15 protein-coding genes are annotated in these 23,875 nt (G+C 64.8%); 7 read left to right on the forward strand and 8 right to left on the reverse strand.

All coding sequences use genetic code 11. The features are described from left to right. Positions 1-349: 349 nt before the first annotated feature. The gene (locus HUJ28_06000; protein MBD3619004.1) at positions 350-1,546 is read right to left on the reverse strand and encodes a trans-2-enoyl-CoA reductase family protein; all 1,197 of its coding nucleotides are present in this window, start codon (positions 1,544-1,546) and stop codon (positions 350-352) included. Between the two features lie 327 nt (positions 1,547-1,873). Here HUJ28_06000 and HUJ28_06005 point away from each other — a divergent pair, with 327 nt between their 5' ends. The 6 genes from HUJ28_06005 (at position 1,874) to HUJ28_06030 (ending at position 10,534) form a co-directional block, all read left to right on the forward strand. Continuing rightward, on the forward strand, positions 1,874-2,293 hold the full coding sequence (locus tag HUJ28_06005) for a hypothetical protein (protein MBD3619005.1): 420 nt from the start codon (positions 1,874-1,876) through the stop codon (positions 2,291-2,293). 72 nt (positions 2,294-2,365) lie between these two features. Then, on the forward strand, positions 2,366-2,680 hold the full coding sequence (locus tag HUJ28_06010; GenBank protein ID MBD3619006.1) for a helix-hairpin-helix domain-containing protein: 315 nt from the start codon (positions 2,366-2,368) through the stop codon (positions 2,678-2,680). 296 nt (positions 2,681-2,976) lie between these two features. Continuing rightward, a complete protein-coding gene (locus HUJ28_06015; protein ID MBD3619007.1) occupies positions 2,977-5,031 on the forward strand; it encodes a transglycosylase SLT domain-containing protein in 2,055 nt (684 codons plus the stop codon). Positions 5,032-5,203: 172 nt separating this feature from the next. Further along, positions 5,204-9,124, forward strand: a complete 3,921-nt coding sequence (locus HUJ28_06020; protein ID MBD3619008.1) for an EAL domain-containing protein — start codon at positions 5,204-5,206, stop codon at positions 9,122-9,124. After that, positions 9,121-9,591: a Cys-tRNA(Pro) deacylase gene (ybaK, locus tag HUJ28_06025; protein MBD3619009.1), complete on the forward strand. Its 471-nt coding sequence runs from the start codon at positions 9,121-9,123 to the stop codon at positions 9,589-9,591. The genes HUJ28_06020 and ybaK overlap by 4 nt, the downstream gene beginning before the upstream one ends. 13 nt (positions 9,592-9,604) lie before the next feature. Next, entirely contained in the window at positions 9,605-10,534 is a 930-nt protein-coding gene (locus HUJ28_06030) for a diguanylate cyclase (protein MBD3619010.1), read from the forward strand. 620 nt (positions 10,535-11,154) lie between these two features. Here HUJ28_06030 and HUJ28_06035 read toward each other — a convergent pair. The 3 genes from HUJ28_06035 to HUJ28_06045 all read right to left on the reverse strand — a co-directional run bounded on the left by HUJ28_06035 (position 11,155) and on the right by HUJ28_06045 (position 16,438). Beyond that, positions 11,155-12,465, reverse strand: a complete 1,311-nt coding sequence (locus tag HUJ28_06035) for a PAS domain-containing methyl-accepting chemotaxis protein (protein MBD3619011.1) — start codon at positions 12,463-12,465, stop codon at positions 11,155-11,157. A 221-nt stretch (positions 12,466-12,686) separates the two neighbouring features. Beyond that, positions 12,687-15,320, reverse strand: a complete 2,634-nt coding sequence (locus HUJ28_06040; protein MBD3619012.1) for an autotransporter domain-containing protein — start codon at positions 15,318-15,320, stop codon at positions 12,687-12,689. Between the two features lie 128 nt (positions 15,321-15,448). Next, a complete protein-coding gene (locus HUJ28_06045; GenBank protein ID MBD3619013.1) occupies positions 15,449-16,438 on the reverse strand; it encodes a helix-turn-helix domain-containing protein in 990 nt (329 codons plus the stop codon). Positions 16,439-16,553: 115 nt separating this feature from the next. Here HUJ28_06045 and HUJ28_06050 point away from each other — a divergent pair, with 115 nt between their 5' ends. Further along, positions 16,554-17,582 carry a GGDEF domain-containing protein gene (locus HUJ28_06050; GenBank protein ID MBD3619014.1) on the forward strand — a complete coding sequence of 343 codons (1,029 nt, stop codon included), beginning with the start codon at positions 16,554-16,556 and terminating at the stop codon, positions 17,580-17,582. A gap of 143 nt (positions 17,583-17,725) precedes the next feature. Here HUJ28_06050 and HUJ28_06055 read toward each other — a convergent pair whose 3' ends face one another. From HUJ28_06055 to HUJ28_06070, 4 genes are all read right to left on the reverse strand, one after another. Beyond that, positions 17,726-18,547 (reverse strand): alpha/beta hydrolase, encoded by an 822-nt coding sequence (locus HUJ28_06055; GenBank protein MBD3619015.1) that lies wholly within the window; start codon positions 18,545-18,547, stop codon positions 17,726-17,728. 97 nt (positions 18,548-18,644) lie between these two features. Then, on the reverse strand, positions 18,645-21,098 hold the full coding sequence (locus HUJ28_06060; protein ID MBD3619016.1) for an autotransporter domain-containing protein: 2,454 nt from the start codon (positions 21,096-21,098) through the stop codon (positions 18,645-18,647). Positions 21,099-21,203: 105 nt separating this feature from the next. Then, positions 21,204-21,893, reverse strand: coding sequence for a response regulator transcription factor (locus HUJ28_06065; protein ID MBD3619017.1), 690 nt, complete (start codon positions 21,891-21,893; stop codon positions 21,204-21,206). Continuing rightward, a complete protein-coding gene (locus tag HUJ28_06070) occupies positions 21,869-23,734 on the reverse strand; it encodes a sensor histidine kinase (GenBank protein ID MBD3619018.1) in 1,866 nt (621 codons plus the stop codon). Before HUJ28_06070 ends, HUJ28_06065 begins: the two co-directional genes overlap by 25 nt. Positions 23,735-23,875: the final 141 nt, after the last annotated feature.

The raw sequence follows: 23,875 nt of genomic DNA on the forward strand, positions 1-23,875 counted from the left end.
TCAAGCAGGCAAGTGATTCTACTTTTGGGTTGTCTACTTGACGGGGAAGCTTACGTTGCTGGAGAGTGGATGAAAATTGTATATCGCTACTCTTAATCAAAAGACAGCAAAAAAACATAGATGACTAAGAGCGTAGTTTAATCAAGAAATACAGTTCATATTTAGTGAACAAAAAGTATCAAGAGCCAACAAAAGGGAGAAAGAAATTGGCATTGCCATGGCGCGTTTCTAACAATGCGGCTCAACAGGGACGCGCAAAAATCCGCGCGCACCACGGCTCGGACGTTAGCCATAACAAAAAAGCACGCCGAACGGCGTGCTTTTTTGTTGCGCAGAAACCGATCCCGGATCATACCGTCTCGGGCTTGAACGCCACCACGGGATCGACATCTGCCTCGTAGTCGATGCCTTCGATGCCGAAGCCGAAGAGTTTCAGGAACTCGTCCTTGTAGCCCTGGTAGTCCGTGAGCTCGAACAGGTTCTCGGTGGTGACCTTGGGCCAGGTCTCCTTTACGGTGTTCTGCACCTCGTCGCGCAGTTCCCAGTCGTCCATGCGGATGCGCTGGGCGTCGTCCAGTTCGGGGCCGCCGTCCCGGTACAGCTGGGTGCGGAACATGCGGTCGATCTGTTCCAGGCAGCCTTCATGGGTGCCCAGTTCCTTCATCACCTTGAAGCTCATGGCGATGTAGAGCGGCATGACGGGGATCGCGGCCGAGGCCTGGGTGACCACGCTCTTGAGCACGGCGACGTTGGCGCTGCCGCCCAGGTCGGCGAGCTGCCCGCGGAGTGCGGCGGCGGCGCGGTCCATGTCTTCCTTGGCCTTGCCCAGCGCACCGTGCCAGTAGATCGGCCAGGTGATGTCGGTGCCGATATAGCTGTAGGAGACGGTCTTCACGCCTTCGGCCAGCACGCCGGCCTCCTTCAGGGCGCTGATCCACAGTTCCCAGTCCTCGCCGCCCATCACCTTGACGGTGTTGGCGATCTCTTCTTCCGTGGCCGGCTCGACCTCGGTATCGATGATCTCGTCCTTGCTGGTATCGACGGCGCGGGCGCGGTAGGTCTCGCCGATGGGCTTGAGCACGGAGCGCACCACTTCGCCGGTGTCCGGCAGCTTGCGCACCGGGGAGGCGAGCGAGTAGACCACCAGGTCCACCTCGCCGAGGTCCTGCTTGATCATCTCGATCACCTTGGCGCGGACTTCGTTGGAGAAGGCGTCGCCGTTGACGCTCCTGGCATACAGCCCGGCCTCGTGCGCGGCCTTCTCGAAGGCGGCTGAGTTGTACCAGCCGGCCGAGCCCGGCTTCTTTTCCGTGGCGGGCTTTTCCAGGAACACGCCGAGCGTGGCGGCGCCGGCACCGAAGGCGGCGGTGATACGCGAGGACAGGCCGTAGCCGGTGGAGGCGCCGATCACGAGCACCTTCTTCGGGCCGTTCGCGATGGGGCCGCCGGCCTTCACCTTGTCGATCTGCTCGCGGACGTTGGCCGCGCAGCCGGTCGGGTGGGTGGTGGTGCAGATGAATCCACGGGTCTTGGGCTGGATGATCACGAATCTGGTTCCTTATGGACTTTATGTTGCCGGATCGCCGCCCCGGCGATCTGTTCCGCCCGGGGCGACAGTCACAAAACGGGTGTGTATGTTACCGGTGAACGGGGTTCAGGGGTAAATCGGATCCGTGCATTAAACCAATCTTCCGCACGGGTCACAAACCCGGGGGCATGCCTGGCGGCCAGCCAGGCCGGCTGGTGCCGTGTGGCGCCAGCCGGGGCAGGGCCGCTTCGGGCTGGGCCGCCCATTGGCACCGGTTTGTCTCGCACTGCGGCTCGTGTTAATAACTGGCATGGATTTCACCGAGAGACCCTGTTCATGGACGAAATGATCCTTCTGCGCCGCAAGCCCCCCTTTGGTCTGGTCGTTCTGTTCATCGCGCTGTCCGTTTTTCTGCTCTCCGGCTGTGACTTTTTCACCGATGCCGCGACACGCATTGCCTACGATATCGAGTCGGCGACCAGGGAACTGAGAGACGAGGGTGATCGATATACCCTGTATCATGCGGTGCCTTCCCGGCGCGGCGAATGTGACGGACCGTACAAGGTCCAGTTCGACAAGGCGGGCGCCCTGATCGTCTGGTGCCGGGATGAAACGGGCGAGGTGGTTGCCAGTCCCGGCACCAGTTACCACCGACGCTTCGTCCACACCCCCGAGACGTACATCCTGGACAAGGCGGCCGGCGAGACACTGGTCATCGAGCTGGAAAAGCGGGACGGCAGGGCGGTGATCGTCGATGTGCGCTGATCCTGTCTGTTCGGGTTTCCACACACGGGCTGGTCTGCCTGACCTGATCGATATGCCTCGCTACCTGTAACGATGAATCCCGCCAAGGTCGACCGCAACCGCACCCGTGTACTCACCGACCTGCCGAACATCGGCCCGGTGATGGCGCGTCATCTCGAATCGATCGGCATCCGCTCGCCGGACGACCTGGTCGGTGCCGATGCCTTCGAGCTCTATCAGCACCTGTGTCGCACGACGGGAAGCGGCCAGGACCCCTGCGTGTTGGATGTGCTGATCTCGGTTGTCCGGTTCATGGCAGGTGAGGCACCCAGGCCGTGGTGGGACTATACCGAGGAGCGCAAGCGGCGATATGGACAGGCTGGTGTGCAACAGGGACGAAGCACCTGAAGCCCCTGCCATCCCATGCAAGATTTTCCAGGTAAGCGATTCGTCGCCTGAAACCGGGTGCGGCGTCGAAGGCCGGATGTTTCTGCACCAGCAGCGCCGTCCGTATCTTCTCATGCGGTCGGTCAGTGCGATGTGACCGCTCTTCCGGAATTCCGGTTTTTCCCCCTTGGCCTGACGTCCCGCTCGTGTATCCTCGTGGCAGAGGGTGCAGGCCGTCAGCTTGGTCTGTGTGCAGTCCCATGAGTTTGTTCACCACTCGTTCCCGGCAGGGCATATGCGCCCACCGCGGAGGTCATGTGTCGATAGTCCGTACATTCAGCTTGCTGCTCCTCCTGCTGGCCGTCCCGCTGGCCGGGCCGGTGTGGGCCAGTGGTCCGGCGGCCCTGGAGGCGCAGCGCGCGCTGTTCCAGGCGACGGAGGAGGCGCTGGCGCAGGGGGATCGCGATGCCTTCGAGGAGGGGCTGGCCGGGCTGGCCGATTATCCGCTGTATGGCTACCTGCTGGCGGCGGACCTGGAGTCGCGGCTCGGGCAGGCCAGCGCCCGCGAGGTGCGCGTGTTTCTCGAGCATCACGGGCACACACCGCATGGTGAGCGGCTGCGTGATGCCTGGCTGACCCACCTGGCGGACGAGCGGCGCTGGGCCGACCTGGCGCGGGACTTCACGCCCCGCCGGGCCTCCACCACGCTGATCTGCCGCCACCGGCAGGCCCTGCTGGCGCTGGAGCGTACCGACGAGGCGCTGGCGGACATGGGGCGGATCTGGCTGACGGGTGATTCGCTGCCCGATGCCTGCAACCCGGTGCTGGATGCCTGGCGCGAGGCCGGTGGCCTGACGCCCGAACTGGCCTGGCAGCGCCTGGGGCTGGCCCTGGCGGCGGGTGCACCGAGCCGGGCCCGCTACATCGCGCGTTACCTGCCCGAGGACGAGCAGGCCTGGGCGCAGCGCTGGCTGGCGCTGTATCGCGACCCCGGCGAGGTGGCAACGGCCGGCTTCGACGCGACCGATCATCCCCGGGCGAGCGAGATGCTGACCCAGGCCTGGCTGCGCCTGGCGCGGCAGGACCCGCAGGCGACGCTGCCGCTGTGGCGGCAGCAGGGCATGAGGCAGCAACTGTCCGAGGACCGGGTGCTGGCGGTGGAACAGGCCCTGGCCCTGCGCCTGGTGTTGCGCACCGGGGCCGGGAGCCTGGCACACCTGAAGACCCTGCCGGCGGCGGTGTTCGATGAGACGTTGCGCGAATGGCACGTGCGGGCCGCCCTGGCCGCCGGTGACTGGCAGACGGTGCTCACGGCGATCGAGGCCATGGCCCCGGCGCAGCGCGAGGCGGACGGCTGGCGCTACTGGCAGGCGCGTGCCCTGGCGGCACTGGGGCGCGAGGACGAGGCGCGCGGGCTGTATGTCGCCCTGGCGGGGGAGCGTAATTTCTACGGCTTTCTCGCCGCCGACCGTGCCGGGCTGCCGTACCGGCTGGGCTACCGGCCCCTGATCGCCTCGCCCGAACGGGTGCAGGCGCTGGCGGCGCGCCCGGCCCTGCAGCGGGCCCGCGAGTGGCTGGCCCTGGGCCGGTATATCGAGGCCCGCCGGGAGTGGGAGCGTACCCTGGCCGGGCTGGATACCGAGGACATGAAGGCCGCCTCCGTGCTGGCGCACGACTGGGGCTGGCACGACCGCGCCATCTTCGCCGCCGCCCGCGCCGGCGAGTTCGACGACGTGGAACTGCGCTTCCCGCTGGCCCATGTGCGCCTGATGATGGAACAGGCCGCCCGCCAGGGCATCAACCCCGCCTGGGCCATGGCCGTGGCCCGCCAGGAGAGCGCCTTCATGGCGGATGCCCGTTCCCATGCCGGGGCGCTGGGGCTGATGCAGGTGATGCCCGCCACCGGGCGCAACATGGCCAGGCACGTGAACCTGCGCCTGAGTCACGCCTTCGACCTGCTCGACCCCGCGGTGAACGTGCCCATCGGCGCCTATTACCTGCGCCGCAACCTCGACCGCTTCGGTGGCCATCCCATCCTCTCCACGGCAGCCTACAACGCCGGGGCGCATCGCGTGAGCGAGTGGCTGCCGCAGACGGGCGCGATGGATGCCGACGTCTGGGCCGAGCTGATCCCCTATCACGAGACCCGCAAGTACGTGCGGCGCGTGCTGGCCTACCAGGTGATCTACGAGTCCCGCCTGGGGCTCGACCCCACGCGCCTGAGCAGCCTGCTGCCACCGGTGACCGCGGCCTCCGACCTTGAGGCCTCGCGCGTGGCGCACAACGAGCAATGGGACAGCGAGACCGGCGAGCTGTCCGTCTACACGCAGGTCTGCGAGGCGCCCGGGCGCGAGGAGCAGCCCTGTTCCTGAAGCTTGTGTGGACGGGATAGCCATCCCGTCGTTCGCCACCACCCCTGTCTGATGACAGGCGGGCCACACCCCGCGCCATCCCATGCTGGCAATGCCCTGCGGGCTGGGTTACTTTCACCCTGGTAATCAAAACAACGATTAAATGTTGCCGGAGCCCCGCATCCGACACCGCATGCCCAAACGCAAAGCACTACGCCAGCTCAAGCTCGCCTGGGTCGTCCTGTCCCTGGGGGTGTTGCTCACCCTGTATCTCGCCTACGAGGTCAAGCACGAGTCCGAGGAAGACGCGGTCTCCCATTTCGCCTTCGCCACCGACCAGGTCACGATCAAGATCGAGGAACGGCTGGCCACCTATGCCATGGCCCTGCGCGGGGCAGCGGGCATGTTCAATGCCTCGGACGAGGTCACCCGTGACGAGTGGCGCGTCTATACCGAGAAGCTGCGGGTGTCCGATACGGTGGTGGGCGTGCAGGGGATCGGCTTTTCGGAGCTGATCGCCCCCGAGGCGCTGGAGGCGCATGTCGCCCGGGTGCGGGCCGAGGGCTTTCCGGAGTACCGCGTGTTCCCGCCCGGTCCGCGCGAGGTCTATTCGGCCATCGTCTACCTCGAGCCCTTCGACGCACGCAACCAGGCGGCCTTCGGCTACGACATGTTCTCCGAGCCCGTGCGCCGGGCAGCCATGGAACAGGCGCGCGATACCGGGCGGGCGGCGCTGACCGGCAGGGTATTGCTCAAGCAGGAGATCGACGCCGACGTGCAGGCCGGCACGCTGATGTACGTGCCGGTCTATCGTGACGAGGCCCGGGTCGACACCCTGGCCGAGCGCCGCAAGCACCTGATCGGCTGGGCCTACAGTCCGTACCGCATGGGCGACCTGATGGGCGGCATCCTCGGGGACTGGGAGCTGCTGGAAGGCGAGGCGGTGGGGCTGAGCATCTACGACGGCTGGAATGCATCGCCCGAGGCCCTGCTGTTTCGCAATCACGATGGCGGGATCGACGAGCAGCCGAGCCTGTTCCAGCAGACCCGGGTGATCGACTTCAACGGCCGGGAATGGCTGCTGGTATTCGATCACCTGCGGCCTGCCACGGGTGTGGATTACACCGGGGTCTGGTCCACCCTGGGCAGTGGCCTGGCGCTCAGCAGCCTGCTGTTCGGGCTGATCCTCTCCCTTTCCAATACCCAGGCGCGTGCCGTCGCGATTGCCAATCAGCTCACCGAGACGCTCAAGCAGCGCGAGGCGGAGCTGCGCGCGAGTGAGTTCCGCTGGCGTTTCGCCATCGACGGGTCGGGCGACGGACTGTGGGACTGGGACCTGACGGATAACACCGTATTCTATTCCGCGCGCTGGAAGACGATTCTTGGTTACGCCGAGGACGAGATCGGCGATGGGCTGGATGAATGGAAAAGCCGCGTGCATCCCGACGATCTGGATGCCGCCCAGGCCAACATCCAGGCCTGCCTGGATGACCGGACGCCGTTCTACACCAGCGAACATCGACTCCGGTGCAAGGACGGCAGCTGGAAGTGGATGCTGGATCGTGGTGTGGTGGTGAGTCGCGATGCCGATGGTCGGCCATTGCGCATGCTGGGGATCAATTCGGATATCTCGGAGCGCAAGGCGCTGGAACGCTCGCGGGAGGAACTGCTCACGCGCCTGCAGACCATCGCCAGCCGCGTGCCCGGCATGGTGTACGCATACCGGCTCTATCCGGACGGACGCGCCTGTTTCCCCTATGCCAGCGAGGCCATCCGCAAGATCTATCGCGTCAGTCCGGAATCGGTGCAGGAGGATGCCTCGGCTGTGCTCGATATCCTGCATCCGGAGGACAGGGCGGGGGTGCTGGCCTCGATCGAGGAATCGGCCCGTAGCCTCACAGCGTGGCGGCAAGAATACCGCGTGCGTTTCAAGGATGGCACCGAGCGCTGGCTGTCCGGCGATGCACTGCCGCACCGGGAACCGGATGGCTCGGTCACCTGGTACGGCTTCATCAGTGACGTCACTGAACGCAAACAGGATGAGCTGTTGCTGCGCCGTGCACTCACCGACACACGGCGTTTCCGCGAGGCGATGGATCACCTCTCGTCCTTTGTCTACATGAAGGACGATGCCGGCCGTTACCTCTACGCCAACCGCGCCACCCTGGAGCTCTTCGGCTGCACCAGCGAGACCCTGCCGGGCAGCCACGACAGGGACTTCTTCCCGCCGGCCACGGTGCACCGGCTGCGGCAGATCGATGCACGCGTGTTCACCGGCGAGCGCACCACCGAGGAGATCGAGGTGGTGGATGTCGATGGGCAGCGGCGTGTGTATCTGGAGATCAAGAGTCCCATCTACGACGAAACGGACGACAAGACCATCGTCGGGCTGCTGGGCATCTCCACCGACATCACGCCGATGAAGGAGCACGAGCAGCAGCTGGAGCACATCGCCCACTACGATGCGCTCACCAACCTGCCCAACCGCGTGCTGCTGGCCGACCGCCTGCAGCAGGCCATGGCCCAGGCGCAGCGCCGGGCACAGCATCTCGCAGTGGTCTATCTCGACCTGGATGGATTCAAGGCCATCAACGACCGGCATGGACATGCCACCGGCGACCGGGTGCTGATGGAGGTGGCGCGGCAGATGAAGGGCGTGCTGCGTGAGGGGGATACGCTCTCGCGGCTGGGCGGTGACGAATTCGTCGCCGTGCTGCCCGATCTGGATGACGTGGCCGCGAGCTCACCGATGCTGCAGCGCCTGCTCGATGCCGCCTCCCGGCCGGTGGTGATCGATGGCCTCTCGCTGGGCGTGACGGCAAGTCTGGGTGTGACCAGTTACCCGCAGGTCGAGCCGATCGAGGCCGATCAGCTGCTGCGCCAGGCGGACCAGGCCATGTACCAGGCCAAGCTCGCCGGCAAGGGGCGTTACCACATCTTCGATGCCGATCTCGATCGCAGTGTGCGCACGCATCACGAAAGCCTGGACCGCATTCGCAGCGGCCTGCGGGCCGGCGAGTTCGTGCTTTACTACCAGCCGAAGGTCAACATGCGTACCGGCGAGGTGATCGGTGCCGAGTCGTTGATCCGCTGGCAGCATCCGGAGCGTGGACTCCTGCCGCCGGCGAGTTTCCTCCCCGTCCTGGAGGACGACCCGCTGGCCGTCGAGATGGGCGACTGGGTGATCGACACGGCGCTTTCCCAGATGGCGCGCTGGCAGGCCGATGGCCTGAAGATGCCGCTGAGCGTGAACATCGGCGCCCGTCAGCTGCGCGAGGGCAACTTCGTCGAGCGCCTGAAGACGCAGCTGGCTAGATACCCGCAGATCGATCCCGCCGCGCTGGAGCTGGAGGTGCTGGAGACCAGTGCCCTGGGCGAGCTTGCCCACGTCTCGCGCCTGCTGTCCGAGTGCCGCGCGCTGGGCGTGGCGGTGTCGCTGGATGACTTCGGTATCGGTTATTCCTCGCTCACCTATCTCAAGCAGCTGCCGGCCGGCATCGTGAAGGTCGATCGCAGTTTCGTCAGCGACATCCTCGATGACCCGGACGACCTCGCCATACTCGACGGCGTGATGGGTCTGGCCGGTGCGTTCGGCCGCCAGGTGATCGCCGAGGGGGTGGAGACGGTGGCGCATGGCGACATGCTGTTGCGCATCGGCTGCGAACTGGCGCAGGGCTATGGCATCGCCCGGCCCATGCCGGCCGAGCAGCTGCCGGCCTGGCAGGCCGCCTGGCAGCCTGAGCCGCACTGGCCGGCACTGGAACCCCTCAGTCGCGAGCGCATGCCGCTGCTCTATGCCGGTGTCGAACACCGTGCCTGGGTGCAGCAGCTCGCCAGCGCACTCACCGCCGGGCTCACGGCGCGTCCGCCGCTGGATGAGCATCTCTGCCGCTTCGGTGCCTGGCTGGAACGTTCCGGGCAGCAGGGCGAGCCGTCCTTCCGCAAGCTGATGCAGCTGCATCACCAGGTGCATGTGCTGGCAGCCGAGCTGTGTGCCCTGCACGATGTCGGCAAGACGGGCAGGGCAGTGGAGCGGCTGCAGGAGGTCTATGCCCTACGCGATCAGCTACTGGCCGTTCTGGAGGCGCAGCTCGCCGCGGGCGATGCGGCATGACGCCCGGGGTGGAACAGGCGCGGGCCGCGGGCATCAGCCATCAGATACACAGCTATGCCCACGATCCCGCCAGCGCCGCCTACGGCCTGGAGGCGGCAGAAAAGCTCGGGTTGCCGCCGGCACGGGTATTCAAGACCCTGGTCGTCGAACTCGATACCCGCCGGCTCGTCGTGGCGGTGATCCCCGTCGCCTGTTCGCTCGACATGAAGCGCCTGGCAAGGGCGGCGGGGGCGAAGAAGGCGGCCATGGCGGACAAGGCGGAGGTCATGCGCAGCACCGGCTATGTGCTGGGCGGCGTCAGTCCGCTGGGGCAGAAGAAACGCCTGCCGACCTACGTCGATGCATCGGCCGGCGGTTTCGATACCATCTATGTCAGTGCCGGTCGCCGTGGCCTGGAGATCGAACTGGCGGCCGATGACCTGTGTGCACTGACGGGCGCCGACTATGCCGAAATCTGCGCCGGATAACGCGAGGTAAGGAATGAGCGAAACGGATGCCGAGAGCACGGTCTACCGGACCCTGCTGGAATCCACCCGGGCGATTCCCTGGAAGATCGACTGGGAGACGATGCAGTTTGCCTATATCGGTCCGCAGATCGAGCAACTGCTCGGCTGGCCACCGGACAGCTGGGTGAGCGTGAACGACTGGGCCGAACGCATGCACCCGGACGACCGGGACGAGGTGGTGAACTTCTGCGTCTCGCAATCGAAGAACGGTACCGATCACGAGGCCGACTACCGCGCGCTGACCAAGGACGGCCGCTACGTGTGGATACGCGACGTGGTGCACGTGGTGCGCCGGGACGATGGCGAGGTGGATTGCCTCGTGGGCTTCATGTTCGACATCAGCGAGCGCAAGCAGACCGAGGAGAGACTCGCGGCCCTGCAAAAGGAGCTGGAGGATCTGTCCTTCAAGGACGGCCTCACCGGGGTGGCGAACCGCCGCCGCTTCGACGCACTCATGGAGCTGGAATGGGAGCAGGCACGACGCCATCACCAGCCGCTCTCGCTGATCATCCTCGACATCGATTTCTTCAAGGAATACAACGATCATTATGGGCACATCCAGGGTGACGAATGCCTGCGCCGGGTCGGCCAGGCTCTGCGGGCGGCGGCCACCCGTGCCCGCGACCTGGTGGCACGCTACGGCGGCGAGGAGTTCGTACTGGTGCTGCCCGAGACGGATGCCCAGTCCGCCCGAAAGGTGGCCGAGCGCTGCCGGACCCAGATCTTCAAGTTACAGATTCCCCACGAGAAATCAGAGGCCTGCCCGGTGCTTTCCGTGAGCATGGGCGTGGGGACGATCATCCCGGGTGCCGGTGATGACCCGGTCGCCTTCATCCACTCGGTCGATGAGAGATTGTACCGCGCCAAGCAGGGCGGCCGGGATGCCGTGGTGGCCGGAGAGTGATCCGGGCGGTCATCGCAAGTCGCGATGCCCATGCCGGGCCTGGCTCCCACAATGCCGGTGTTTGGTGCGGAAATGTAGGAGGCCAGCCCTCTGGCCGATGGGGATTTGGCACCGAGGCTGATCGCCGAGAGGGCTCGGCTCCTACAATCGCCGAGGGCGCTCGGCTTCGAGCCCCCCCCCGTCTCTCTCTGTGCCCTCTGTGGCATGAAACCATAGGGCGGGCCACGCCCGCCGTGTCTTGACTTGCGACGTCAGCCAACGCAGCTTCGTAGGAGCGCCGCAAGGCGCGATAGGGGGTTGCACGATGTCAGGCCTGGGCATCGCGCTATAAAGGCATTTCAGCCACAGAGGTCACAGAGATCACAGAGGCGAACCGGTCATGTTCTTCTCTGTGCACTCTGTGACCTCTGTGGCGAGCAGACTTTCACTCCTCACTCCTCACTCCTCACTCCTCACTCCTCACGACACTCCTGGGTGGCTTGCAACGGTCACCTGCAACTTCAGTCAACCATCCAGCCTGCACGCTGCTGCTTCGTAGGAGCGCTGCAAGGCGCGAGAGGGATGACACTGCCCCGGCCCCATGGGCATCGCGGTTTCCGTCGCGCCTACAGTGATTCCAATCAGTCCTGCCTCCGCGGGATGGAGGACACGAGGTCGACGACGTGGGTGGCGCCGTCGCGGATCTCGGCGACCAGGGCCTCGACGGAGGTGACCTGTTCCTGTCCCTTTTCGGCCACGTCGCGGACGTTCGCGATGCGGGTGGCGATCTCGCTGGTGTATTCCAGGTTGCCGTGCAGGACGCGCGCGATCTCGGCGGTGGCGGTGCTGGTGCTGGCCGCGAGCTTGCGTACCTCGTCGGCGACCACGGCGAAGCCGCGGCCCTGTTCGCCGGCGCGGGCGGCCTCGATGGCGGCGTTGAGGGCCAGCAGGTTGGTCTGGTCGGCCACGTTGCTGATGGTGGCGACGATGCTCTCGATATTGCGGGATTCGCTGGTGAGTCTGTCGATCACTTCCTTGGTCTCGGCGATGTGCGCGCGGATCTGTTCCGAGGTCTCCACCGAGGCGCGCAGCGAGCTGGCGCCGCGCCGGGCGTTGTCCGCCGTCTGCTGGGCCATGGAGTAGGCCACGGCAGCCGCATCCTGGGTCTTGTTGGCCGCCTGCACGCGCTCGGTGATGTCGCTGGCGAACTTGATCACCTTCGTGGTGCGTCCTTCCGCGTCGAGGATCGGGTTGTAACTGGCCTCCAGCCAGATCTCGCGGCCATCCGAGTCGAAGCGGCGGAAGGTGCCCGTCATGAACTGCCCCTCGGCCAGCCGTTCCCAGAAGCCCGGGTTCTCGCGATAGAAGGCATCGTCGCAGAACATCCGGTGATGCTGGCCGCGGATCTCGTCCAGGCGGTAGCCCACGGTCTCGAGGAAGTTGCGGTTGGCGTCCAGGATCTCGCCCGCAGGGGTGAAGCTGATCACCGCCATGGAACGGTCCAGCGCGTCGAACACCGCCTGCTGGTCCTGCAGCTGTTCGTGTCTCTCGGTGATGTCCGCGGCGATCTTCACCACCCGGGTCACCCGGCCCTGTGCATCGCGCACCGGGAAGTAGGTCGCCTCCAGCCACAGGCGGCTGCCGTCGGCCCGGCGTCGCGGGAAGGTGCCGGCATGCGATTCGCCGCGCGCCAGCCGCTTCCAGAACTCCCGGTACTCGGCCGAGCCTGCATGGCCTGGATCGCAGAACAGGCGGTGATGTGCCCCCCGCAGCTGTTCGCGTGTATGGCCCACCGCGTCGAGGAAGTGCTGGTTGGCATCGATGATCTCGCCCTGCGGTGTGAACTCGATATAGGCCACCGAGTCCTTGATGGCGTCGAAGACGGCATTGGCGTCGGCCAGGGCCTCCTGGAAGGCGGCCAGTTCGCTGTGCAGGCGCTTGTTGAAGATCATCGTCGGTCCTCGCTGTCGGGTGGCGGCCTGTGGTGAGGGGCAGGCAGATGTACTGTATAATAGTTGTACAGTACTTGTACAGTGGGTTGACGAGATGAGGATTTAATGAAAAAGCCGCCACGGCGTTTGCCGGGCGGCGATTGTTTTCTTATACAGTATGTACAGATATGGGCTGTGTTGACGTGTCAATGCGCCTGGAGACCCGCTTGCCGGGCGGGGCCTTACCAGGTCATGCGGTAGCTTGCGCTGAGGGCGTGACGGTTGTCGGAGCCAGCGATCTCGCCGACATATCCCAGGCGCAGCAGGCGCTGATCATCCAGCGCGGTGTGCAGGCCTAGGCCGAGCTGCATGCGGTTGCGGTCCAGGTCGGGCCCGTCGACGGTGAAGATGGTGGTGGCACCCTCGAAGCCGGCGGTGAGGCTGGCTCCTCGATTCTGGAACTCGTGGGCCCAGGCCGCCTCCAGGTCCCAGTCGAATTCGCGACCAGCAGTGGTGGTGTAGCGGGTCTGTACGCGTACCCCGAGGCGGGAGCGCAGTGAGGCCTCGGTCTCGCCGTCCACCACCAGGTTGGCGCTGCCGGCGCCGTCCTCGCTAAAGCCGTCGCGTTTCAGGTAGGCATAAGCCAGGCCGGCAAAGGGCGTGATGCGGTCGGTCGCACTGGTGTAGGTGGTGTGACCGACTTCGGTGCTCAGGCTGAGGCCGTAGGCATCGTAGTCGGCGCTGGCCAGGCGGTCGAAGCCGCCAACCGTGACGCGCCGGCTGCTCTCGCTGCGGTGATAGCTGCTGCCGATGCTGGCGTCCAGGTATTGGGTGTCGGTGAGCCAGCGGCCGTAAAGGGCCAGGTCCAGGCTGTCGGTACGCAGGTCGCCGTCGTCCGGGTCGGCGTCGGTGCGGGTGTAGCCCAGGGCCGCGCCCACCAGGCGACGGGCATCCAGCCAGCGGTCGGCACCGCCGAATACGCTGTAATGGTGGTAGTCGAATCCGGCGGCATTGGTGGTGTCGTCGATCCTGCCTACACCGGCCTGCGGGGTGATCCACAGGCCGCTGCCGTCGGCCTCCCCCAGGCTCACGACTGCAGGTCCGGCCATGGCCAGCTGCAGCGCGCCCAGGTCACCGCCAAAGGCAAGCTGCACGGGGGCGGCGGTGCCGGCCTGGCTGCGCACGCCCGGCTGCGCGGCCAGCAGGTGGCTGCGGCGGGACAGGTGATTGAGGAACTGCTGGCTGCTGGCCAGCAGTAGGGCGTGGCCCCCGGCGTGCTGGATGCCGGAGAGGCTGTCATAGGCGCGGCGGGCACCGGCCGGGCTCAGGGTGTTGAGGTTGTCTAGTAGCAACTGCTGGCCGGCGTCCGGTCCACTCGCCTGGATCTGCTGTATGCCCTGCGCGACCGCGCGCTGGTTCGGGGTCTGGGCCACACTGTCGTAGCGGATGTCGTTGCGGGTCAGGCGCAGGTAGACGCTGTTCGCAGCGTAACGCAGGCTTGGATCGAGAAAGGCAAGGTTGCTGCTCACCGAGTCGAAGTGACCGGTCAGACTACCGGCGGTGAGGATGGTGTAGTCGGTGCTGGGTGCATAGCTGCCATTTTCTGCCAGCACCTGCACGGTACCGCCGGTGAGCAGGGCGTTACCCAAGACCATGAGCCGGTCGCTGTTGCCCGCTGCATCCACTTCCACCGCGTAGGTGCCGCCAGCACTGAAATCCACGCTGCTGACGGTGAGGACGCCAATGGAATTGCCGGGGGCAAGGGTGCCGCCGTTGAGGATCACGCCATCCACGGTGCCCCTGCCACCAAGGGTGCCGCCGCTGTTGACCGTGGTGGTACTGGCGGTCAGTCTGCCATCGACGTTGAGAATGCCGGCATTGACGGTGGTGTTGCCGGTGTAGCCATTGGTGCCGGTGAGGGTGAGACTGCCGCTACCGGTCTTGGTGAGGCCGCCACTGCCGGTCATCTCCCCGGTGTAGTGGCCGTTGGTGCCCTGATTAAAGACCACGCTGGCATTGTTAAGGATGTCGCCCTGCAGGCTGTGGCTGTCGCCCTGCAGCGTGCCGTTGCTGACGGTGGTGCCGCCGGTGTAGGTGTTGATGCCGGTGAGGATGGTAGTGCCGCTGCCGATGTGCTCGACGGCGAGTTGGCCACCCTCCGCATCATCCATGGGGACAGCGAAGATGTAACTGGTCTCGTTGTGGTTGAAGCTGACGATACCTTGCCCGACGCCGGACGCGTAGATTCTCTCGGTCGTGATGCTGCCGGCGGCGCTACCATCGCCGATGTTGATACGCGAATCCGGATAGAGGTACAGGAAGTAGTCAGGACCAGTTGCAACATGCCCGCCGTTTGCTACTGTGAGTTCACCGGGACTGCTACCACCCACATAGATGGTGCTGGTGCTGGTTAGCGTGGATCCGGTGCCGGTGATGGTGGCGCGGCTGACATCAATCCAGCTGTCATCTTCTATATAAACCACTCCCGCGGTCACCTCGCCGCCGTTTTGCACGATAAAATCGGTGCCGCTACCCATGTATATGGGGGAGAGGGCCAAGCTGTCTGGCAGCAAGGTACCACCATCCACGATGAGGGTGCCTTGGTTGAGCCAGATGACGCGATGGTTGTTGCTGCCCGTAACGATCAGGGTGCCGAGTCCGTTTTTTTCCAGTGTCTCATCCGGATGCCCGCTGATGGTCTGTGTGTCGCCGTCATTGACCGTGTAGGTGGCGGCCCAGCCGGTAGCGCTGCTGGCGATCGCAGCCAGGCTGGCGAGAAGCATTGCCCCGTGGCGTCCTGCCGCCGGATGATGGTTGTTGCGGTTTTCTACCTGGTGCCGGGTGCTGCCCGTCGGACGGCGGGTACGTTGGGTCATGTCGATGTATCCCCTTCAAGCTGTTGTTTTTCTTGTGCGCGGGGCGGGGCCACCACGCTGCGCCTTCGGCACAGCCTACCGGGCGAGATTTGTGAGGTCTATCACAAATCCGCACGGCCTGGTGGTGTTCAGCGCGGGAGGCGGACGAGGGTGGTAGAGGGGCGTTCGCCGAACTGGCGGCGGTAGTCCTGGGCGAACTTGCCCAGGTGTAGGAAGCCGTAGCGCAGGGCGATGGCGGTGACGGTGGCGGTGCCGGGCGGAGTGGCGAGCAGATCGCGGCGTGCGCGGTGCAGGCGCCGGCCGCGCAAATAGGCCACGGGTGTGAGCTGCAGCAGGTCGCGAAAGCTGTATTGCAGGCTGCGTTCGCAGACGCCGAGCTGGGCGCAGATCTCCACGATGCCGGGACTGTGCTGCCGGTCCAGGCAGGCATCGATATAGGCGCGGGCCTCGCGCAGGATGCGTAGCTTGCGGGCGCGCTGCCGGTGGGCACGCAGCGGCCTGCTGCGTACCGTCGCCGCCTGTCCCAGCAGAAGTGTGATCTCCTGTTGCAGGCCCTGGTGCAGCACGGCGGCCTCGATCTCCGGCAGCTGGCGGGCCAGGTGCTGCGCGGTGCGCAGGGCCTGGATAAAGCCCCGCCGTGCGGTGCTGCCGAGACAGGCGAGTCCCTCGGGCGGGTGTTCCCAGGCCTGCGGGTCGAGCTGGCGGGCGTCGCGGATCAGGTCCGCCTGGTCCAGGGCCAGATACAGCGTCTCCATGCCGCCCGGTACGTAGAGGTCGAATTCCGTGTCGCCCGCCAGGAGGAACAGGGGGGAGTCCCCGTCGGCCCCGTGGTGCATGAACCAGGCCTGCGGGCTGGGTTCCAGCAACACCGAGATCGCGCACTGGCCGGCCGGCATATGACCGTGCTTGTGCAGGCCGCGGTCGTGGGTCTCGTTCACGATCCGTGCATCGCCGAGTGTGAGCCGGGTGAGGCTGCCGGTGAAGCGCCCGGCATCGACCTGATGACACTCGAGCTGCAGCTCGTCCTGCAGGTCTGCCATCTCGATGGCATCCGCTGCGGCAGTGGTCTGCAGCAGCGGAGGGGCGTTGTTGTGGCGGATGTCCTGTGAGTCTGTCATAACCTTTGATCATGATACCGGGATTCCCGGGCAGTACCCACCGTATACAAACTGCGCTCGTACCTGCCGCGAGTGCTACTATCGCCAGACCGTCCGCCAGACTGAGGATGCCCGCATGCCCGAAACCACGCGCAAGGTGCCGCTCTCGCCAGCCCAGCTGGAGCGGATCATCGCGGCGCAGGCCGGGGTGGCGAAGCTGGGCATGGACTTCGAGGGCATCATCGCCCATGTGGCGCGCGAGTCGCAGGCCATGACCGGTGCCGACGGGGCGGTGGTGGAGCTGCTCGAGGACGACGAGATGGTGTACGCCGCGGTGACGGGCATTGCCGATCACCTGCACGGCCTGCGCCTGAAGCGCGACAGCAGCCTCTCGGGGCTGTGCGTGACGGATGCCCGGGTGCTGTACTGCGACGATTCCGAGACGGATGAACGGGTGGACCGCGAGGCCTGCCGCAAGGTCGGGCTGCGTTCCATGATCGTGGTGCCGCTGATCCATGCGGGCGAGGCGGTGGGCGTGCTCAAGGTGATGTCGTGCGAGCCGTCGGCCTTCGGTGCGGAGGATGCACGCATACTCCTCTACATGTCGGAGCTGATCGCGGCCGCGATGTACAACGCGGAGCGCTATTCCCAGGACGAGCTCTTCCGTCGTGCCACCACCGACGAACTCACGGGCCTGGCCAATCGGGCCCTGTTCCATGACCGCCTGCGGCATGCCATCGGCCAGGCCCGTCGCGATGGACGAGGCTTCGGCGTGATGGTCGTCGACATGGACGGCCTCAAGCAGATCAACGACACGCACGGGCATAGCGTGGGCGACATCGCGCTCAGGACGCTGGCCACGCGTCTGGTGGACAGCCTGCGGCAGGCCGACACGGTGGCCCGGCTGGGTGGGGACGAGTTCGGTGTGATCCTCACCCTGGTGAGCGACCGCGACGCGGCCGCGTGCGTCGAGGCCGATCTCACGGCAGAGATCGAGGAACCGCTGGAGGTGGCAGGTCAGTGGCTCACGCTGGAGGCGAGCCTGGGCATGGCCCTGTATCCGGCCGATGGCGAGACGTCTCAGGCCCTGCTGGAGGTGGCCGATCAACGCATGTACGAACAGAAGCGCGTACGCCAGGCGGACCGCCTGGAGGTAGCCGGCTAGTATCGCCGCACGGATGTATTCCGACTGTCTCTATTCATATCAACCCACTGAGCCGTGAGACGGTATGTTTCCATCGGTGGTTCAGCTGGGCGTTCCGAATGTCGCGGCCAGGCAGCCAGCGACCAGGGCCCCGGTGTGTCGGTTCAGTGACTCGTCATGAGTCTCTGCCATTCCCCTGTCCAGCAGCAGTGATGGGTGAAGCCGGGCAGGACGTGGAGATTTTCCGCGCGCCCGCCGAGGATCTCCCTGGGCCATTGACGGGCGAGCGCCGGCGGCACCACGCGATCGGCGCCGCCGACGAAGTGGGTTTGAGCGACGGCTTTCAGCATCATGGCCTGGTCTGCCGCGTTCAGTGAGCCGCGTAGCGGGCTGATCCGGTGATACGTCGTCCAGCGGACATGATCGAGATTGCCCGCTACCGTGACCAGCCGCCTGACGTCTGTCCGGCGTGCCGCCAGCAGTGCCGAGACAGTCCCTCCACCCGAATAGCCGACCAGTATCACCTGGCTTGCCCCGAATCGCATCTTGAGGACATCCACGGCCTGGTTCATGGCCTCGATCACTTCGGCTGCGTAGCGCTGGTCCGTCCAGTAGCGTCGCGGGCAGTCGCGAGGAGCGGCAGCCACAAATTGGCAGGCCCGTGCGAGATAGGCGGCGTTGCCTTCAGGATGGTTCAGGGCCAGTTGCAATGCGAGGGGGTTGAGCGGGGTCGGGTCGTTCGACGGCGTGTCACGGCTGGTCCAGGCGAGGCCGTCGCCCTCGATGTATATCGTCACGCTGTCCTGGGATGTAAAAATCGCCGGCATGTAGCTGACCAGCGTGAAGTCGCCCGCCGATATGGTATCCCGATACCAGCCGGCCGCATAGGCCAGCCTGTCCGCATGCTCGGTACGTGCCTGTGGGGGCGGTACGACGGCGCATGCACCGAGCATCAACGTCAACAGGATGAGAAATGGCGGCTTCATCGGTGGATCATATATGAAGTCCGTGTGGTCTTGGCGTCAGGTCACGGTGAGTCAGGCCACCCACGGCGGATGCGCGTGGGTGGCCTGGCAGGGGGGGCTAGAATGCCCAGCGCAGCTTGATATTCGCGGTCTGGTTGAGAAAGTCTGCCCGGTATTCCGCGTCGTAGCGTGCCGTGACCTCCAGGCCGGAGGCTGTCGACCGGATCAGGCCGAGACCGCCGCGTGCGAGCCAGGGGCTCGGGTCCAGGCCCTCGGTGGTGAAGGTGGCAGTCGGTGCGCCGGCAAAAGCGGAAGTTACGCTTGTCTGCTCGGAGAGCAGGTCGTAGCCCAGGCCGAGGTTGGCGGTGACTGCAGTATCCGGTTTGAGGTCGTGGACGATCTTGCCATCGGCAGAAACGATGAGTTCGTCGGTCGTGCGGCTGTCGACCGAGAGGTTCAGGGCGCCTGCCCCGGTCTCGGTATAGTCTTCGTCCCGGATCCAGGTGTAATTGGCACGGGTCGAGGGAATGAAGCGGGTATCTTCATCCAGCCGGATGCTTCGGCCGTAGCCGATACCGGCAGTGACGACATCACTCGTGTAATCACTGCTGGCCGTCAGGCCGAAGGTCGGCAGCCCGCGCAGGCCCTCGTTCTTGTTCTGCCCGATACCAATCTGGAAATTGAGTTCTGCATCCGGAGTCAGGGCGTAACTGCCATAGCCGATTAGCTGGTAGATATCGATATCCGACTCGCTGGGTGCGGCGTCGGCGTTTCCTTCGACATTCGTGCGTGCATAGGCCAGAGACACGCCCAGGCGGGTCGAATCGGAGACGGTGGCATCAGCACCGAAGACCAGACCGCCTGGGCGTGCCTCGTAGCCGGCAGCGCCGTTGCGGTCGCCCTGATCGGCCCAGGAGCCGAAGGGTTTCAGCCAGACCTTGCGGTCGCCATGGAAGTCGTCGCCGGCGCTCAGCCCGCTATTCTGCGCCTGTCTTGCCTGTACGATCCCGCTGATGTTGCCGAGTGCCGCACTGGCGGCCATGGGGTTGGCGCCGGTGAGCAAGGGCAGGGTCTGGCTCACGGCATTGCTGGTTTCCTGTTCGGTGGTGAAGCCGGCGAAGGTCGTGATCACTGCGTCCATGCCGGCATTGCCGGTGGTGCCGCCGCCGGAGAAGTCCGCAATCAGATCGTCGAATACGGTGGCCGCGCCGGTGGCAGGCGTGTTGCCAGTGCTTTCCACGGCGTCGAGCACGGTGGTGCCACCGCCACCGCTTCCACCTCCACTGGCTGTGAAGACGATGTCGAGCCTGTCGGCAAAATACTCGGGCGTGAAATCGAACAACAGGGAATTGTCGCTGTAGCTGGCGAAGGTGCCGCTTAGACTGGTCGCGTTGATGATGCTGATCCGGTTACCAGCCCAGCTGTGGCCGGCGGTCAGGGTGCTGGCATCCACCGACAGGGAGCCACCCAGGGTGGCATTGCCATTGACCGTGAGTGTGCCCGCCTGGGTATCGCTCACCTGGGTACGGAAGGTGCCATTGTTGGTGAAGTTGCCGGTGATGGTGGCGGCGCTGCCGGCGTCGATCTTCAGGGTACCGTTGTTGGTGAAGCCCTGCACCTCGAAGTGGTTGCCGTCGATCAGGGTGAAGGTGGCGCCATTGGCGACGGTGACCGGGGTATTGATGGCATGGACATTCAGGTCGAACCGGGCGGTGTCGTTGCCCTCGATGGTGATGGCATCGAGTGCGGCATCGTCGGCGACGTAGATCGCATAGCTGCCGCCCTCGATGGTGCCGCGGTTGACGATGCCACCCGTGATCGCGCTGGTGTTGTACTGCACCAGAATGCCGTGGTCACTGCCGCTGATGGTGCCGCCCGTGCCATTGACGATGCCGCCGTTGATGGTGGCGCCGCTCGAGAAGAACGGGTCAAAGGGGTCGTAAACGCCTACCTGGATGCCATCGCCGTTGGCGGCCGAGATGGTGCCCGTGTTGCTGATGCCGCCATCGATGCTGGCGTTCATGTCCATGGCGATGCCATGAAAGTTCACCGCATGGATGGTGCCGCTGTTCGCGATGCCATTGTCGACGCCGGCATTCCTGATCTGGATGCTGTTCCATTCCCCCTCGATGGTGCCGGAGTTTACGAGACCACCGGTGAGGGTGCTTCCCGGACCGACGAAAATACTGCTGTTGCCATTGCCATCGATGAGGCCGCTGTTGTTGATGAATCCGGAGGTGGCGGAATCCACATCAAGTGCACGGCCGGGCAGCACCAGCGAACCACCCGCTTCGACCGTCAGGTTTTCTCCGGCACTGATGTAACAGGCGTCACCGCCACCGCCGGTGACAGCCGTGCTGATGGTGTTGGTGCCGGGACCGGGGCAGAGGTCGGCTGCCTGGAGCGGCGCCTGCGTCAGCAATCCCATGGAGGTGCAGATGATGGCGGCCAGCGGCTTGAGTCTTGCACTGGATTTGCCTCGACCCTTGGTAATCTCGGCGGTGGCCAGCCAGCATTGCCGGCAGCGATCCCAGACGAGGCGGTAGCAGTGGTTGAGGCTCGGGCGTCTCATGCGGCGTTCTCCCTGGAACGAGGCGGATATCGCCGCATAGATACAGCAGTGCCGGCAGTGAATATTTCCAAATATTTCAAGCGCGGGGCTGTCCCGATGGCCGGGTCAGTCGATCGTCAGTCTGAAGGCGAGGCGATAACCACGGCCGCGTTCGGCCCGGATGGAGGGTGCGGCCAGACCCTGTGCCTCGAGCCGGGTACGCAGGCGCGAGATGATGACGGCGAGCTGTCGTTTTCCGGTGTCATCCAGCGGTTTCTGCAGTATCTCGAGCAGCTGCCAGGATTCGAGCCTGGACTCCGGGGCGAGCGCCAGGGCGCACAGTATCGATACTTCCGCAGCGCGCAGTGTGACTTTCGCGTCACCGACATGCAGTACGCCGGACTGCGGGTCGAGATGTATGGCCGGTTTGTCCTGCTGTATGAGCGGGGGCAGGCGGCGGGAAAGTGCCGTAATCGCCGCAACGAGCTCTTCAGGTGTGATTGGCTTGGGCAGATACAGGTCTGCCCCGGTTGCGTAGCCTGCCAGCTTGTCCGGCACCGTGCTGCGTATGGTGAGCAGGATGATGCCCATTCCCGGTTGTATGCGACGCAGTCGCCCGGCCAGGGAAAGCCCGTCTTCACCCGGGAGGTTCAGGTCGAGTATGGCAATGTGGTGCTGTCCCGGCTGGGACTCCGGTACCTCCTCGGCACTGCTGAGGGCTGTGACATGATAGCCGCGCGCAGTCAGGACGTCTGTCAGTGTTTCGCGCAGTGCGTCGTTGTCTTCGACGATCAGGAGGCGGAGCGTGGCAGCCATAGCTCGAAAACAATGTCTTCTCTGTCGGGCAGGTAACGGAGCCTTGCGCAGAGCAGTCTGGCAAGATTGCGCGAAATCGCAAGACCGAGGCCAGACCCGCTCAGCCCCCTGGCTCCCGGCGAACGATAGTACTTGTCGAAGAGCTGACTGCTATCCGGGCGTCCCGCGCTGCCGACCGGATTGCTGATGGAGAATACCAGGCCAGGGTGGGTGTCCTCGTGACGCATAGCCATTTCGAGCCTTATAGGGGCATCCGGTGGGGAATATTTGCAGGCATTGTCCACAAGATTGTCGATGAGTACGGAGAGCAAGCCGGGGTCGGTGACGAGAGTCGTGTCCAGCCCTGTCGGAACCAGAAGCTGGATACGCGAATGGGGTTGGCGCTGCTCCAGGCAGTTGTTCACGATAACGTCGAGTCGACACGTTGCTGGCTGCACCGGTATGGCATTGTCATCCAGGTGGCTTGCGAAGTCGCAACGCTGGATGATGTCCTGGATGGCCGCCGCTGCACGTTTCGCGTGCGACTGAATGCGCTGTGACGGCTGTTCTTCGTCGAGTCGCAGCCTGATTACCGACAGTGGGGTCTTGAGTTCGTGCGTCAGCATGTCGATCAATGCCCCCTGGCGCTGGCGTGCGAGGTTCTCTGCATCGCGTTCACTGCGTGCCTGGGAGGCCTCTTCAAGGGCCATGTCGCGCTGGCGCTGGATGTGCCGAAGGCGCTCGAAGAGGCTGAAATTGAAGGCGAGTAGTGCCAGCAGTGCGCCGGCCTGGAAGCTGTACAGCTGTAGTTCCTCGCCGGGCAGTATGCCCTGCACAGACAGCGCGGTAATCAGGTAGGAAATCAGGCTGGTGCCAAATCCGATGATCAGGAAGGCGCTGCCGGCCCGTCCCTGTCGCCACAACGTGACGGTGCGGGCGATACCCAGGACCGGGAACAGCAGGGCGGCCATGGTCAGTATGCGTGCGGCTTCCGTGAAGTAACCAGCCAGGTAGGCAAAAAAGCACAGGGCGGAGAGTGCGATCATGCCGCGGAAATACGCGTTGAGCAGAGGCGTCTGTCGATCGATGGCCAGCGTGCGGCGATAGAAATCTGCGGCCATGCCGACAGTGATGAGCACGATGCCTGATAGCCAGTGCTGACTGACAGCCGGGTGCTCGGGTGCCAGGTATTGCGCGACGAGGCCATTCACGGCGAGCATGAACAGAAAGACCGTCAGCAGATACGCCAGGAATGATCGGTGTTCCGCATCATGGCGCCAGTGACCATGCCAGAGATTGAACAGGATCATGGCCAGCAACAGCCCGTAGTACAGGCCGAGCAGCAGGTACTCCGTGGCCATGGTGTTGGCATAGGCTGCCGGGTGCCAGGCGCGCAATATGACCAGTGATGTGCTGGTGGTGGATACCCGAAGATAGAATGTCTGTGATTGTTCCTGATCGAGGTCGATGAGGAAGAGAAAGTTGCGGCCGGGTATCTCGCGTGAGGAGAACGGGTGAAGGTCGCCGCCCTGTCGCATGTCAAAGCCGCCGCCGCCATCTGGCACGAACAGCTTCAGGTCATCCAGGTACGGTGGCATGACTTCCAGCAGCAAGCGCCCATCGGCCGGCGCGTCGAGGCGAAAGCGCAGCCAGTGTACCTGGCGCGTATAGCCACCGGAAAACCCACTGGCGGCCAGCGGTTCAAAATCCGCCGCTGCTTCCGCATCGCTGATGTCATCGATTGTCCTGCTGCCTGACGGATCGGCCAGGACCGCCATGTCCCGCACTGGCCAGGACTCTGCCCAGGCCGGTGCAGTCAGGATGAGAAGAAGGAAAGATAAGGTATAGCCCAGGCGATGCATTGATCTGAGTCCGGCCTTGCTTGCCGAAAGATGTCTCTATTGCAGATGACGCATGTGTTAAAGGCCGTTTGCACCGCCCGGTCGTAATCGGGTCTCGTGACATCGTATAACACAAACGGGATATTGCGCACTCGCTGAGTG

The sequence above is a fragment of the Chromatiales bacterium genome (genome assembly GCA_014762505.1).
Taxonomy (GTDB): Bacteria; Pseudomonadota; Gammaproteobacteria; order SpSt-1174; family SpSt-1174; genus SpSt-1174.